Origin of the sequence: Pseudomonas reactans, assembly GCF_013385825.1 — a bacterium.
GTDB lineage: Bacteria > Pseudomonadota > Gammaproteobacteria > Pseudomonadales > Pseudomonadaceae > Aquipseudomonas > Aquipseudomonas reactans.
The window spans coordinates 187705-201218 of record NZ_JACAPG010000024.1; the positions used below are offsets into that span (position 1 = coordinate 187705).

The 13514-nt window shown below is 61.1% G+C and carries 15 protein-coding genes; 3 read left to right on the forward strand and 12 right to left on the reverse strand.

Annotated elements, in window-relative coordinates:
* Nucleotides 1–27: 27 nt before the first annotated feature.
* From HX868_RS28795 to HX868_RS28810, 4 genes are all read right to left on the reverse strand, one after another.
* Nucleotides 28–648, reverse strand: a complete 621-nt coding sequence (locus tag HX868_RS28795; protein ID WP_177005184.1) for a hypothetical protein — start codon at nucleotides 646–648, stop codon at nucleotides 28–30.
* A gap of 104 nt (nucleotides 649–752) precedes the next feature.
* Nucleotides 753–1460: a GntR family transcriptional regulator gene (locus HX868_RS28800; RefSeq protein ID WP_177005185.1), complete on the reverse strand. Its 708-nt coding sequence runs from the start codon at nucleotides 1458–1460 to the stop codon at nucleotides 753–755.
* An 18-nt stretch (nucleotides 1461–1478) separates the two neighbouring features.
* Entirely contained in the window at nucleotides 1479–2180 is a 702-nt protein-coding gene (locus HX868_RS28805; protein ID WP_177005186.1) for an FCD domain-containing protein, read from the reverse strand.
* 110 nt (nucleotides 2181–2290) lie between these two features.
* Nucleotides 2291–3616: a C4-dicarboxylate transporter DctA gene (locus tag HX868_RS28810; protein ID WP_177005201.1), complete on the reverse strand. Its 1326-nt coding sequence runs from the start codon at nucleotides 3614–3616 to the stop codon at nucleotides 2291–2293.
* Nucleotides 3617–3833: 217 nt separating this feature from the next.
* Here HX868_RS28810 and HX868_RS28815 point away from each other — a divergent pair, with 217 nt between their 5' ends.
* Nucleotides 3834–4463, forward strand: a complete 630-nt coding sequence (locus HX868_RS28815; protein WP_177005187.1) for a DNA-3-methyladenine glycosylase I — start codon at nucleotides 3834–3836, stop codon at nucleotides 4461–4463.
* A gap of 122 nt (nucleotides 4464–4585) precedes the next feature.
* Here HX868_RS28815 and HX868_RS28820 read toward each other — a convergent pair whose 3' ends face one another.
* The 3 genes from HX868_RS28820 to pdxR form a co-directional block, all read right to left on the reverse strand.
* Nucleotides 4586–4987, reverse strand: a complete 402-nt coding sequence (locus tag HX868_RS28820) for a cupin domain-containing protein (protein WP_177005188.1) — start codon at nucleotides 4985–4987, stop codon at nucleotides 4586–4588.
* Nucleotides 4988–5083: 96 nt separating this feature from the next.
* Entirely contained in the window at nucleotides 5084–5365 is a 282-nt protein-coding gene (locus tag HX868_RS28825; RefSeq protein ID WP_177005189.1) for a putative quinol monooxygenase, read from the reverse strand.
* An 83-nt stretch (nucleotides 5366–5448) separates the two neighbouring features.
* A complete protein-coding gene (pdxR, locus tag HX868_RS28830) occupies nucleotides 5449–6882 on the reverse strand; it encodes a MocR-like pyridoxine biosynthesis transcription factor PdxR (protein WP_177005190.1) in 1434 nt (477 codons plus the stop codon).
* A gap of 155 nt (nucleotides 6883–7037) precedes the next feature.
* Here pdxR and HX868_RS28835 point away from each other — a divergent pair, with 155 nt between their 5' ends.
* Entirely contained in the window at nucleotides 7038–7490 is a 453-nt protein-coding gene (locus HX868_RS28835; protein WP_016980159.1) for a carboxymuconolactone decarboxylase family protein, read from the forward strand.
* A 117-nt stretch (nucleotides 7491–7607) separates the two neighbouring features.
* Here HX868_RS28835 and HX868_RS28840 read toward each other — a convergent pair whose 3' ends face one another.
* From HX868_RS28840 to HX868_RS28860, 5 genes are all read right to left on the reverse strand, one after another.
* Nucleotides 7608–8375, reverse strand: coding sequence for an SDR family oxidoreductase (locus HX868_RS28840; protein ID WP_016980158.1), 768 nt, complete (start codon nucleotides 8373–8375; stop codon nucleotides 7608–7610).
* A gap of 9 nt (nucleotides 8376–8384) precedes the next feature.
* Nucleotides 8385–9452 carry a phosphotransferase family protein gene (locus HX868_RS28845; RefSeq protein WP_177005191.1) on the reverse strand — a complete coding sequence of 356 codons (1068 nt, stop codon included), beginning with the start codon at nucleotides 9450–9452 and terminating at the stop codon, nucleotides 8385–8387.
* A gap of 129 nt (nucleotides 9453–9581) precedes the next feature.
* Nucleotides 9582–10535 carry a 2-hydroxyacid dehydrogenase gene (locus HX868_RS28850; RefSeq protein WP_177005192.1) on the reverse strand — a complete coding sequence of 318 codons (954 nt, stop codon included), beginning with the start codon at nucleotides 10533–10535 and terminating at the stop codon, nucleotides 9582–9584.
* A 53-nt stretch (nucleotides 10536–10588) separates the two neighbouring features.
* Complete coding sequence (locus HX868_RS28855; protein ID WP_177005193.1) at nucleotides 10589–11113, reverse strand: cysteine hydrolase family protein; 525 nt, start codon at nucleotides 11111–11113, stop codon at nucleotides 10589–10591.
* A 184-nt stretch (nucleotides 11114–11297) separates the two neighbouring features.
* Nucleotides 11298–11891 carry a TetR/AcrR family transcriptional regulator gene (locus HX868_RS28860; RefSeq protein ID WP_095016491.1) on the reverse strand — a complete coding sequence of 198 codons (594 nt, stop codon included), beginning with the start codon at nucleotides 11889–11891 and terminating at the stop codon, nucleotides 11298–11300.
* Between the two features lie 284 nt (nucleotides 11892–12175).
* On the opposite strand from HX868_RS28860, the gene HX868_RS28865 reads away from it, so the two are divergent.
* Nucleotides 12176–13453, forward strand: coding sequence for a serine/threonine transporter (locus HX868_RS28865; protein WP_177005194.1), 1278 nt, complete (start codon nucleotides 12176–12178; stop codon nucleotides 13451–13453).
* Nucleotides 13454–13514: the final 61 nt, after the last annotated feature.

The following is a 13514-nucleotide window of genomic DNA, read 5'->3' on the forward strand; positions in this document are numbered from 1 at the left end:
ATCTTGAGATACGGGGCTTTTTTTTGCTCAGAAACTGGCGTTACCGAGGCAGGGCTGAATGACTCTTTTCAACCCGTTGTTGTTGGCAGGCAACAAGAACGTTGCGGTCAGCGGCTTGTCACCCTCTTTGGCGGGCGCTATTGAGAGTTTTAGTGTCTGGCCGCGCGAGGCATCGCTGGCCCAGTAGGCTAGTTCGTCGTGGGGAACAGTAGCATTGAGCGCAAATACGGTACCGATCTGGAATGCCCCGCCGTAGGTCCAGACGCCGTTTACCGAGTGTTCGATGGTCGTGCGTGTCGCCGTAGTGATGCGCATCGGCCCATTGGCGCTGGCATCTGGACCTTCGAAGGGGGTGACGTCAAAGCCCAGCGCCGACGGTGTGATCTGCAGTGCTAGGCTGGCGGTCGGGTTCTGTGGGTGACAGCTGATCTCAAGGCTGGCCTTGACGTGGTAGTCGCCGTAAGCGCTGCCACCGAAGGTGCGGGCGGTCAGCATCGGGCCGTCCGCGTAGGGCTGTTCAAGTAACCACACGGGGGCTGCCGGGGTGATGATGTAAGTCCCGGCAGTTAACGCGTCGCCGGCCCGTACATCGACACTGAACTGTGTGACGACCAGGCCAGTGACCAGTGCGAAAGTGAGGGGGTGCATAGTGCTATTCATCCGCGTTGAAGGCTTTAGGAATGAATGCAATTCTGCGGTTCTATGACCGTCCGTGCTGTCGGTGATTTCGTAGATCAGCGTTGTAATTGTAGTCAGCCAGGGTGGGCCATCTTGCCATCGTGGCTCAGCAATTTGGCCTCCAGGTGATCCAGGTGTTGGGTCATCAGCGCCACGGCGGTGGTGGAGTCGCGCCGCTCCAGAGCGTCCACAATCGCCGCATGCTCCTGCCACGCGCAATACGTGCAGGCTTTTGCTTCAAATTGCGCAATGATCAGCGAAGTCAACGGCACCAGGCTGTTGAGGAACTGTGCCAGGGGTGCGTTGCGCGCCATGGCGGCCAGTTGTAGATGGAATTCCCCGGACAACCGGATCGCCGGCCCACGCTGATCACGCTCGATGTAGTCGCGTTCCCGTGCGATCAGCTCGCGCAAATGGCGCAGTTGTACCGGTGTGGCTTGCGCACAGGCCAATTGCACCACGGTGATTTCCGTCAGCCGCCGCGCTTCAAGGATTTCCCGGGTTTGCTGTGTATCCGGCGCAGCCACCTGGGCGCGCTGGTTGGGGCGCAGGATAATCACTTGCTGATGGGACAACTTTGCCAATACGCGGCGAATCACGCTGCGGCTCACGCCAAACGTTTCGCCCAGGCCCTCTTCGGTAAAACGGCTGGCCGGGGCGATCCGTTGTTCGAGGATGGCGTCGAACAGGCGCGGGTAGATGTCGTCCACCGAAGGCTTTTTACCGGCGACCAGGCGCAGGGTCGGGAGGATCGGTTCGTAGTGCAAGGCGTGGGCGGTCATGGCCTGTCTCCAAAAAAATCAGCTGCCCAGATGGTCGTCCGGGATGTTCAAGCGAATGCCCATGCGCAGGCCTTCTTGAAGGATGTGCCGACGCATCTCGGCACTGGCCAGGGCGCTGTTCTTGTTGCGGATGGCGCGCACCACGGCTTCGTTTTCCTGCAGGCGTTCGGCCAGGTGTTCCGGCGAGTTGCGCAGTACCTGAGCGCTTTGCTTGAGGGCGTTGCTGGTCTGTTGCACCACGTTCTGGAAGATCGGGTTGGAGGTGAGGGCGAACAGTTCTTCGTGAAAATCTATGTAGGCATTCATTCCGGCCTCTGCGTCACCCGCGTCGAGGGCTTCGCGCATGTCCATCAGGGTCAGGCGCAGTTGGCCGACTTCCTTGCTGCTGATGGACTGGGCCACCAGGCCGACGATGAAGGGTTCGAGGGTGTAGCGCAGTTGCAGGATATCTTCCAGGCTCGCGTCGGCCACGGCGTCGCTGGATTGCGGCTCGCTGACGCTGGTTTCCAGCACCACCACGCCTTTGCCAGGCATGGAACGCACCAGGCCGAGGGTTTCCAGCACGATGACCGCTTCGCGCAGGCTGGGGCGGCTGATGCCCATCTGTTCGGCCAGTTCGCGCTGGCCGGGGAGCATTTCACCCCGGCGCCACTGGCCACGCGCCAGGGCGGCGCGGAGTTTTTCTACCACTGAATTGACGACGGTTGAGGTGCTGATCACGTCGATGGCTCCCTAGCTATGCATTACATTTGTAGGAGCCGGCTTGCCGGCGATGGCGGACTCAAGGGCCCCATCGCTGGCAAGCCAGCTCCTACAGGTGGTGTACGGGATCAGAACTCCTGATGCGCCGGCAACACCGGTTTCTTCGCCTGGAAGGCATACCCTTGCTGGCCGTCCAGCACCTTGTTGGCGCGCTGGATGTCGATGTCTTTTTCCCAGCGAGCGATAGCTACAGTGGCGACGCAGTTGCCGATCAGGTTAGTCAATGCGCGACCGATGCCCATGAACCAATCCACCGCCAACACCAGCACCAGGCCCACCACCGGGATCGCCGGAATCGCCGTGAGCGTCGCCGCCAGAATGACCAGCGCCGATCCGGGAATCCCGTGGGCGCCTTTGGAGGTGATCAGCGATACCAGCAGGATGGTCAGCAGGTCCGTCATCGACAGCGGCGTGCCGGTGGCGTTGGCGATAAACACGATGGCCAGGGTCAGGTAGATGGAGAACCCGTCGAGGTTGAACGAGTACCCCGTCGGAATCACCAGGCCCACGGTGGAACTACCGATGCCCAGATGTTCGAGTTTACGCATGATCTGTGGCAGCACGGCGTCGGAGGAGGCGGTGCCCATCACGATCAGCAGCTCTTCACGCAGGTACTTGAGCAGCGGCAACATGCGCAGGCCCGACAGGCGCATTACCAGGCCGAGGATCAGCCCGACGAAGGCAAAGCACGTCAGGTAGAACAGCCCCACCAGGCTGCCCAGGTGTTGCAGGGAGTCGAGGCCATAGGTGCTGGTGGTAAAGGCGATCGCGCCGAACACACCGATCGGCGCCAGGCGCACGATCATGCCCATGATGCGGAAGATCACATGACTCAATTCGTTGATCAGTCGCGAGATACCCGAGGCGGCTTCGCCCACCAGGTTCAACGCGCTGCCGAACAGCACCGAAAACAGCAGCACTTGCAGCACGTTGTTATCGGCAAAGGCGCCGATCACCGAGTTGGGGATCAGGTCCATCAGGAACTGGCTGGTGCCGCGGATGTGTTGACCCTTGTCGGCCAGTTCATTCAGACCGGCGGACGACAACTGCTCCAGGTGGATATTGGCGCCTTGGCCGATACCGGTGCTGAAGGCCATCACCAGGCCGATCACCAGGGCGACGGTGGTCAGGATTTCAAAGTAGATCACCGACTTGAGGCCGATACGCCCGACTTTCTTCAGGTCGCCTGCACCGGAAATGCCGCTGACCACCACGCAGAACACGATCAGGCCGATCAGCATCTTGATCAGCTTGATAAAGCCGTCACCCAGGGGTTTGAGTTGCGAGGAGAATTCGGGAAGGGCCAGGCCGCAGATTATGCCGAGCATCAGGCCAATCACGACTTGCAGGAAAATCGAACGCGAGCACCATCTGAGCATGGGAGGGATCTCTATTCGGTGCCCTGGTGGTTCCAGGGCTTAATTGTTGTGGTCATACCGGTAAGTCCAGTGCGGGGCCAGTCTACGCCCGGTATTTTTGAAATCACAAGCAATTATTTGGCGGTTGACAGGTCCCGGTCTGACCAGTTGGTCGGTGAGGGTGATGCTTGAGCGGTTGGCGCCGTGGAAATTTTTTCGCTTATCATCCGCCGCTCGGCACATGAGGTGATGGATGGACACACCAGGACTGACCACTGACGAAACCGGGCAGACCCACTGCACCTGGCGCACGGCTGCGCCGGAATACCCGCGTTACCACGACACGGAGTGGGGCGTGCCGGCGGCGGATGATATCCAGCTGTACGAGAAGATCTGCCTGGAGGGTTTTCAGGCGGGCCTGGCGTGGATCACCATCCTGCGCAAGCGTGAGCAGTTTCGCGTGGCGTTCGACGGGTTTGATTTCAGAAGGGTGGCGCAGTACGGCGAAGCAGATATCGAGCGCTTGATGCAGGACCCGGGCATCGTACGCAATCGGGCCAAGATCGTGTCCACCATCAACAATGCGCGCCGGGCCTGTGAACTGGTGGATGAGACGGGTTCGCTGGCGCGCTGGCTGTGGGCGTTTGAGCCCAGTGAAGACGAGCGCCCGGCAGTGGTGGATATGGCTTATTGGACAGGCAACCCCACGTCACCGGCTTCGGTGCGCTTGTCCAAAGCCCTGAAGAAACGCGGTTGGACCTATGTAGGGCCGACCACGATGTATGCGTTGATGCAGGCGATGGGGATGGTCAATGATCATCTTGAGGGCTGCGCGTGTCGCGAGCAGATCGAAAACCTGCGCTGCCAGTTCAAACGCCCCTGAGTCGCTGACGCTACTCGCTTGAACCTGTAGGAGCCGGCTTGCCGGCGATAGCGGTCTATCAGGCACAGATGTGTCGGCTGAACCACCGTGATCGCCGGCAAGCCGGCTCCTACAAGGGTTGGTTATTTTGGAAGGGGGGTAAGCACTTCAGCCTTGTCATCCAGCACCATCACCACCAGCAACCTGGCCGGTTTTGTCTGGCTGGCATTGCTCGACTCAAAGTGCCGGGAACCGGCAGGTTCGTAGAACGATTCGCCGACCTGGTAGGTCTTGGCCTTTTCATCATTCACCCGCGAGGTGATCGCGCCTTCCAGCACATAGGCCACGGCAGTGCCGGTGTGGCTGTGGGGCACGGTGGCCTGGCCGGGGGCGTAGTCCACGGTGAGCATGATGGTTTTCTTGCCGGGTACATTGGTCAAGGCGTGTTCTTGCAAGACCTTGATCGACTCCTGGTTGTACACCGGTTCATGGGCAAAGGCGCTGAGCGAGGCGAGCATCAGGGCGGCGGCGAGCAGTCGTTTCATGGCGAAGTTTCCGAGTAGTTCGAGACCTCTTCACCCTACGCCGCAAGGCCTGGGTGACCAATGACCAATCCTGGCGAAGAGCAGGAGACCAATACTTCAGTGGTCGAAGTCCAGACGGCGCGCCAGGTGCTGACTGGTCAGTTCGATAAACCCTTGCAGGACCGGTAGGGCGAAGTGTTCAGTGAGCTGTTCAGCACAGGCCCAGTGGCCGCTGACGGTCCAAAGGTCGGTGTCCACCGGATCGCAATGCACGCTGTAATCCAGGCAGCCTGGGGCGGTGCGCACGGCTTGCGCGATCTGCTGCAGGCGCTCGCCCAGTTCCGCTGAGCGCCCAGCTACTGCACGGACATGGACAGTGTTGAAGGCACAGGCTGGCATGGCGATGGTCTCCGAGGTCGGGTCAGTGCACAGGCTAGAGCCTGACTGGGCCAGGACCAATGACCAATCCGCCGGAAAATCCGCTAGCCAATCTGCTGGAGGATATCGCGCACCTTGTCCAGCGCCGGGTCGATGTCCAGGGTTTCGATGGCGCCGAAGCCGATGATCAGCCCCGGGCGGACCGGCGCATCGTGGAAGAACACATCCAGGGGATACAAGCCCACTTCTACCCGGCGTGCCAGTTCCATCAGCAGGGGAATGTTCACCGGCACCTTGCACAGCGCCGCCATGTGGAACCCGGCCACAGTAGGTACCGCTTCGAACCAGGGCGACAAGTCGCCCGCCAGGCGTTGCAGGATACGTTCACGGCGCCCGGCGTAAACCGTGTGGCAGCGACGGATATGCTTGAGCAGGTAGCCTTCACTGATGAACTTGGCCAGGGCCCATTGTGGCAGCGTCGAGCTGTGCTGGTCGGTCAATTGCTTGGCTTTGAGGACCGCGCCGTAAATTGCCAGCGGCAGCACCGCGTAGCCCAGGCGCAGCTCCGGCAGCAAGGTTTTCGAGAACGTGCCGACGTAGGTCACCACACCACGCGTGTCCATGCTTTGCAGGGAGTCGGTGGGCCGTCCTTCGTAGCGGAATTCGCTGTCGTAGTCGTCCTCGATAATGATCGCACCCAGCTCGAAAGCCCGCGCCAGCAAGGCTTCGCGGCGTGGCAGGCTCATGGGCATGCCGAGGGGGAACTGGTGTGACGGCGTCACGTAGATCAGTCGCGTGCCATCGGGAATCTGGTCGACCTGTATACCCTGTTCATCCACCGGCACACTGGCGACGCTGGCGCCCATGGCCATGAACATCTGGCGCGCGGGGCTGTAGCCGGGGTCTTCCATGGCGACAATGCTGCCCGGTTCCAGCACGACGCGGGCAATCAAGTCCAGCGCCTGTTGCGCGCCGTTGGTGACCACGATGTCGCTGTCACGGCAGTTGACCCCACGTGAGAACGCGATATGCCCGGCGATGGCACTGCGCAGCGCCGGCAAGCCTTCGGGTTGGCTGTAGAAGCCGCTGTTCTGGGCGATGCGCCGCAGGGCGTCCTGGGTGCAGCGTCGCCATTCATCCTGGGGAAACTGGTTGCGGCTGGTGGCGCCGCCGATAAATTCATAGCGCAGCGTGCTGTCGCGAGTGGGATGACGCATGGGCGAGGGCAGTGATTGCCACTTCGCCAGGTTGGCGGCGCAGGCCAGGTCGGTGGCGGTTTGCAGGCGTTCGGTCTGTGGCGCACGGGCGTTGACGAAGGTGCCGCGGCCGGTCTTGCCGATCAGCAATCCCTCGTAGGTCAGGGTAGCGTAGGTATCCGACACCGTTTTGCGCGACACGCCCAATTGCTCGGCGAGCAAGCGGCTGGGCGGCAGCTGCGCGCCGGCCGCCAGGCGTCCGGAGCCAATGGCTTCACGCAACTGTTGGTACAACTGTTCGGCCAGATCCTTACGGCCGTTGATCACAACGTGCAGTTCCATGTCTTATTCCGGGGATTTACTTTGCGCCAAGCGTACGCGCGTGCGCGGCAGGCTCAAAATGGTCTCTGCATAAACCGGCCGATTGGCTATAGGGCTTATGCCGTGAGGGTTCTAGGCTGGACTGTCATTGAACCTACCGCCAGAGAGCAATCCCCATGGAACCCCGCCTGGATTACTACACCGCCTCGCCGCAGGCGCTCAAAGGCATGCTGATGCTGGAGGCGACGACCTTTGGCTTGTCCATCGAAAAGCCTTTGCTGGAACTGATCAAGATCCGTGTCTCGCAGCTCAATCACTGTGGTTTCTGTACGGACATGCACTCAATGGCGGCACTTCAGCGCGGCGAGACCGAGCGACGTTTGTTCGCGTTATGCGTCTGGCGCGATTCGCCGTTCTTCACGGCGCGGGAAAAGGCCGCGTTGGCCTGGAGCGAATCGGTCGCGACACTGCCGACCTCGACGGTATCGGATGAACTGTTCGCCGCCGTGCGGCTGGAGTTCAGCGAGCAGGAATTGGTGGACCTGACCATGGCGGTTTCCAGCATCAGTGGCTGGAACCGCCTGGCAGTGAGTTTTCGACAGCAGCCGCCGAATGCCTCACCTCTGTAGGAGCGAGCTTGCTCGCGAAGGTCGTCAACGATAACGCGGGCTGTCTGGAGGCTCGCGGTGGCCTGACTTTCTTCGCGAGCAAGCTCGCTCCTACAGGGTGGGGTGTCGTTTGTGAGATCAGGACAGGAAACCACCGTCCACGTTCAGCGACACACCGGTGGTGTAGCTGGATGCGTCGCTGGCCAGGAACAGCACCGCGCCGGCCATCTCGCTCGGGTCGGCCACGCGCTTGAGCGGGATCTGCGCCAGCGCCATTTTCAGGATCGCGTCGTTCTTCACCAGCGCCGAGGCGAACTTGGTGTCGGTCAGGCCCGGCAGCAGGGCGTTGCAGCGAATGCCGAACGCTGCGCATTCCTTGGCGAACACCTTGGTCATGTTGATCACGGCGGCCTTGGTGACCGAGTAGATGCCCTGGAATACACCGGGGGAGATCCCGTTGATCGACGCGACGTTGATGATGCTGCCGCCGCCGTTGTCGCGCATCAGCTTGCCGGCTTCCACGGACATGAAGAAGTAGCCACGGATGTTCACGTCAACGGTCTTCTGGAACGCACCGAGGTCGGTGTCCAGTACGTTGCAGAACTGTGGGTTGGTCGCGGCGTTGTTGACCAGGATATCCAGGCGCCCGAACTGTTCGCGGATACCGGCGAACACTTGGGTGATCTGTTCCATTTCACCGATATGGCAGGCCACGGCCGTGGCCTTGCCGCCGTCGGCGATGATCGCGTCGGCCACGTGCTGGCAGCCTTCCAGCTTGCGGCTGGACACGATCACGTGGGCGCCTTGCTGGGCCAGCAGCTTGGCGATGGCCTCGCCGATGCCACGGCTGGCGCCGGAAACGAATGCGATCTTGCCGTCGAGGTCGAACAGGTGAGTCTTGGACATAGCGATTCCTTAAAGGGACGATTTGCTGATGACGTTCAGGCTCATCTGCTCCAGCAGCTTGTTCATGTGAATGAACTGCGCAAAGCGTTTGTCCTGGGTCTGGCCATGGAAGAAGCGGTAGTAGATCTGCTGCACGATGCCGGCCAGGCGGAACAGGCCGTAGGTGTAGTAGAAGTCGAAGTTGTCAATCTGGAGACCAGCGCGTTCGGCGTAGTAGTCGACGAATTCACGGCGGGTGAGCATGCCCAGCGCGTTGCTCGGCTGGCGACGCATCAGTTGCACCGGCGCCGGGTCGGCCGCTTCGATCCAGTAGGCGAGGGTGTTGCCCAGGTCCATCAACGGGTCGCCGAGGGTGGTCAGCTCCCAGTCCAGCACGCCGATGATCTGCATCGGGTTGTGTGGGTCGAGGATCACGTTATCGAAGCGGTAGTCGTTGTGCACGATGCTTGACGTCGGGTGGTCGGCCGGCATCTTGTCGTTGAGCCAGGCGCGGACTGCTTCCCAGCGCGGCGCGTCGGGGGTCAGGGCTTTTTCGTAGCGGTCGCTCCAGCCACGGATCTGGCGTTCCACGTAGCCTTCCGGCTTGCCCAGGTCGGCCAGGCCGCAGGCGCTGTAGTCCACCTGGTGCAGTTCGACGAACTTGTCGATAAAGCTTTTGCACAGCGCTTCGGTCTTGGCCGCGTCCAGACCCAGTTCAGGCGGCAGGTCGGAGCGCAGGATGATGCCGTTGACCCGCTCCATCACATAGAACTCGGCGCCGATCACCGATTCGTCCGTGCAATGCACGTAGGCCTTGGGGCAATAGGGGAAGCCATCTTTGAGCTGGTTGAGAATGCGGTACTCGCGGCCCATGTCGTGGGCGGACTTGGCCTTATGGCCAAAGGGCGGGCGGCGCAGCACGAATTCCTGGCCAGGGTATTCCAGCAGGTAGGTCAGGTTGGACGCGCCACCGGGAAACTGGCTGATGGTGGGTGTGCCGCTCAGACCCGGGATATGGGCCTTGAGGTAGGGATCGATCAGGCGGGCATCAAGTTCTTCGCCTGGGCGAATCTGGGTCGATTGGTCGTTCAGCGCCATGCTTATCCCTTCTGCTTATTCTAAAGGCCTTGGACTATTTCCTAATCTAATGCGCACAACCGCCCAGCGACAAGGTCGGGGCGGCTTAATAGGTTAGCGTGTTGGATGATGATCAGCGTGCCTGATCGGTCATTTAGTGGGCGGGGGCAGGGCGACCGGCGTGAGGACCGGGCGACCGGCGAAGTATTCCACCAGGTTGTCGGCCACGCGCTGCACGGTGTCATGGGCGGCTTCGGGCGACAGGCCGGCCACATGGGAGGTGAGCACGGTGTTGCTGAGCTTCTTGAGGGCGTCGGGCACTTGGGGCTCGTCGTCGAATACATCCAGTGCGGCACCGCCGATGCGGCGTTGCTCCAGGGCCGCGACCAGGTCGGCGGTGACCACCACGCTGCCACGGCCAATATTGACCAGGTAGCCATTCGGACCCAAGGCATCCAGGGCGTGGCGATCGATCAAGTGGCGGGTGCTGGCGCCGCCGGGCGTGGCCAGGATCAGGAAGTCCGAGGTGCGCGCCAGCTCCACCGCAGTGGCGCAGTAGGTGTAATCCACGTCATCGCGCGGCTGGCGGTTGTGGTAACTCACCTCCATGCCGAAGCCCAGGGCTGCACGTTTGGCGATTTCCAAGCCCACAGCGCCGAGCCCGAGGATGCCCAACTGCTTGCCCCCCAGGGACGGGCGCATCACTTTCGGCCATTCGCTGCGGCGTACGGCGGCGTCGGTCTGCGGGATGCCGCGCACCAGCGACAGCAGCAACGCCATGGCGTGATCGGCCACCGATGGCGCGTTCACCCCGGCGCCATTGGTCACGACGATCCCGCGATTGCTGGCGGCTTGCAGGTCTACGTGTTCGTAGCCAGCACCGATCACACAGATGATTTCCAGCAGGGGCAGGGCGGCGATTTCCTCGGCGTACAAGCCCAGCGGGCCACGGGTCAGCACGGCCCTGATCTGGCTGCCATGGGCCTTGATGGCTTCGGCGCGTTCGGCGGGTGTTGGCGCCAGGATCACATGAAAGTCATTACCCTCGATGATGGGCAGGTATTCGTTGATGGTTTCAACCAGGACCAAAACAGTAGCGGTCATCGGAAGGCTCTTCCTGAAGGGTTTGAGGGGAGGAGTATGCCGTATTTGAGCGATCAGAAGCTTATCTCGGCCGCGCGCGTACACTTCACAAACGCCCCGGCAAGGGTCGCATTGTGATGCTCGATAATCGCCTCGGCCTTGAGTGCCGGTGTGTCCATGCAGGTATGGCCGTCTTCCGGTAGCACCACCGAAAACCCTAATTCCACGGCTACCCGGCAAGTGGTGTCGATGCAGAACTGGGTTTTCATACCGGCGATCACCAGGTCTTTGGCCTGCGCTGCTCTCAGTTGCTGTTCCAGATTTGTGCCCAGGAAGCAGCAGGGACGGGTCTTGTTGAACAGGTGATCGCGAGATTCGTCTACCTCCAGCCCATGCCACAGTTGCCAGAGCGGGCTGCCGGCTTCTATCGGTGAGCCTGCCGGCCCGGTATGACGGGCGACGAAGATCGGGGCGCCAGCCAGGCGTGCACGCTGAATCAGCAGGTTGATAGTGGCGAGCACGCGTTCGCGCTCGAAGGGCTTTTCCGGGCCATCGTATAAGCCGGTTTGCATGTCGATGATCAGCAGGGCGTCAGCCATGGTGTTGCTCCTTGTGGTTGCCGAACGGGCGGAGCAATAAAAAGGCCCCGTCCATTGCTGGCGGGGCCTTGGGTTGAATCTGTGAAGTGTCTAGCTCAGGCACTCACAGCCACCGCGCGACCCGCCGTAAGCGGTCGTGGTGGTGGTGCGGGTGAGGCAGCGCTGGAAAATGTTCATGGCCCGATCATGCTGGGACGGAGGAAGGGCTGTCAACGGCCAGTAGGGAATTTCGTGCAGCAGCCAGGAATTCATCCGACAGGTCATTGCCACGTGTTGCACGCGCCAGGGTCACTGCGCCGATCATCATCGCGTAGTTGGCCAGCATTGCCTGGCGATCTCCCTCCTGTAGCTGCGCAAAGACCTCCAGGGACTTCTCGACGCCCTCAATAAACGTGTGCTGCAAAGCAGTGTCGGCGGGCTCATGGCACATGTCCGGGGCGAAGGCCGACACAGGGCAGCCATCGCCAGGGTTGTCGCGATGGGTGGCAGTCAGATAAGGCCCCATCACGGCCTCGCGGGCAGCCTGCTGATCTTCACTGCGATCGATTTTTGCCTGCCAGCCCAGGTTCGCCTGCTCGAACGCCTGCTGGCAGGCTTCGGTAGCCAGGGCTTCCTTGGAGGCGAAGTGGCCGTAGAAGCCGCCGTGGGTCAGGCCAGCGGCGGCCATGACGTCCGACAGACTAATACCGTGCAAACCGCGTTCGCGAAACAGATGCGTGGCCGCCTCGACGATGATTTCGCGATTGAGTTCGGCTTGTTTGCGGGAAACGCGAGGCATGGCAGGGCTCTCTGGATAAACGGCGGATGCTGGATGAAAACTACAGGAACACGTGCGATTCTAAAATAGATTTGTGCGGGAATGTATATTCCACATTCAGCCGCACGCCCCGAATACCGCCGTATACAGGTGCGCCCGCGAGCCTGCACCGCACCACCGTTCCTCAGCTAAGTCTTTGCTTATTCACAAGAATCCCGGACAATCCGGCCCCTTCTATGGTCGGGGCGCTGCCTGTCAGGTTTTTCTGACTCGTCCCGGCCGTGTAAATGCGGAGATCCGACCGGATGAATGATCAGGCCAATAGCGTTGACGAACGCTATGCAACGACACCTGCAACCCTCACAAGCTGGAGCCGCCAGGACACCACCTGGATGCTTGGCCTGTTCGGCACCGCCATTGGCGCCGGTACGCTGTTCTTGCCGATCAACGCGGGCCTGGGCGGCTTCTGGCCACTGGTGATCCTTGCGCTGCTGGCGTTCCCGATGACCTTCTTCGCCCACCGTGGCCTGACCCGTTTCGTGCTGTCCGGCCGTGAAGGCTCCGACATCACCGATGTGGTTGAAGAGCACTTCGGCATCAAGGCCGGCGCGCTGATCACCTTGCTGTACTTCTTCGCCATTTTTCCGATCCTGCTGATCTACAGCGTGGCGTTGACCAACACCGTCGGCAGCTTCATGGAGCATCAACTGCACATCATGCCGCCACCACGGGCGCTCCTGTCGTTTGTGCTGATCCTCGGCCTGCTGGCCGTAGTGCGTTGTGGTGAGCAGGTGATCGTCAAGTCGATGAGCCTGATGGTGTATCCGTTTATCGTCGCGTTGCTGTTCTTGGCGGTGTACCTGATCCCGCACTGGAACGGCGGCATTCTCAGCACCGCCAGCCAGGTCCCGGCGCCGTCCGCGCTGCTCAATACCTTGTGGCTGGCGATCCCGGTGATGGTGTTCTCGTTCAACCATTCGCCGATCATTTCGGCCTTTGCGGTGGACCAGAAGCGCCAGTACGGCGTCCACGCGGATGAGCGCAGCTCGCAGATCCTGTCGCGCGCGCATCTGCTGATGGTGGTGATGGTGCTGTTCTTCGTGTTCAGCTGCGTGCTGACCCTGTCGCCGGCGCAGCTCGCCGAGGCGAAGGCACAGAACTTGTCGATCCTGTCGTACCTGGCCAACCACTTCAATAATCCGACCATCGAGTTTGCGGCACCGTTGATCGCGTTTGTGGCGATTGCCAAGTCGTTCCTGGGGCATTACATCGGTGCGAGTGAAGGCCTCAAGGGGCTGGTGCTGAAGACCGGTCGTCGTCCTGAGGCCAAGCGTCTGGACCGGATGACGGCGGCGTTCATGTTGGTGGTGTGCTGGATCGTTGCGACGTTGAACCCAAGCATTCTCAGGATGATTGAGGCGCTGGGGGGGCCGATCATTGCTTCGATCTTGTTTCTGATGCCGATGTATGCCATTCGCAAGGTGCCGGCTATGGCCAAGTACCGTGGGCAGGCGTCCAATGTGTTTGTCACGGCGGTGGGGTTGGTGGCGATTACTGCGGTGGTTTATTCGTTTTTTGCTTGAGGCTGAGCGAGGTCTGTTGGTGTACATATCCGTTGCTTCGGTAACGGCTGGTATTGGTTCC

Bases quoted from the DNA above. Each gene is read 5' to 3' on its own strand.
- HX868_RS28815 (WP_177005187.1), top strand. From the start codon at position 3,834: ATGGACACACCAGGACTGACCACTGACGAAACCGGGCAGACCCACTGC.
- HX868_RS28820 (WP_177005188.1), bottom strand. From the start codon at position 4,987: ATGAAACGACTGCTCGCCGCCGCCCTGATGCTCGCCTCGCTCAGCGCC.
- HX868_RS28795 (WP_177005184.1), bottom strand. From the start codon at position 648: ATGCACCCCCTCACTTTCGCACTGGTCACTGGCCTGGTCGTCACACAG.
- HX868_RS28840 (WP_016980158.1), bottom strand. From the start codon at position 8,375: ATGTCCAAGACTCACCTGTTCGACCTCGACGGCAAGATCGCATTCGTT.
- HX868_RS28860 (WP_095016491.1), bottom strand. From the start codon at position 11,891: ATGCCTCGCGTTTCCCGCAAACAAGCCGAACTCAATCGCGAAATCATC.
- HX868_RS28850 (WP_177005192.1), bottom strand. From the start codon at position 10,535: ATGACCGCTACTGTTTTGGTCCTGGTTGAAACCATCAACGAATACCTG.
- HX868_RS28855 (WP_177005193.1), bottom strand. From the start codon at position 11,113: ATGGCTGACGCCCTGCTGATCATCGACATGCAAACCGGCTTATACGAT.
- HX868_RS28845 (WP_177005191.1), bottom strand. From the start codon at position 9,452: ATGGCGCTGAACGACCAATCGACCCAGATTCGCCCAGGCGAAGAACTT.
- HX868_RS28825 (WP_177005189.1), bottom strand. From the start codon at position 5,365: ATGCCAGCCTGTGCCTTCAACACTGTCCATGTCCGTGCAGTAGCTGGG.
- HX868_RS28800 (WP_177005185.1), bottom strand. From the start codon at position 1,460: ATGACCGCCCACGCCTTGCACTACGAACCGATCCTCCCGACCCTGCGC.
- pdxR (WP_177005190.1), bottom strand. From the start codon at position 6,882: ATGGAACTGCACGTTGTGATCAACGGCCGTAAGGATCTGGCCGAACAG.
- HX868_RS28835 (WP_016980159.1), top strand. From the start codon at position 7,038: ATGGAACCCCGCCTGGATTACTACACCGCCTCGCCGCAGGCGCTCAAA.
- HX868_RS28865 (WP_177005194.1), top strand. From the start codon at position 12,176: ATGAATGATCAGGCCAATAGCGTTGACGAACGCTATGCAACGACACCT.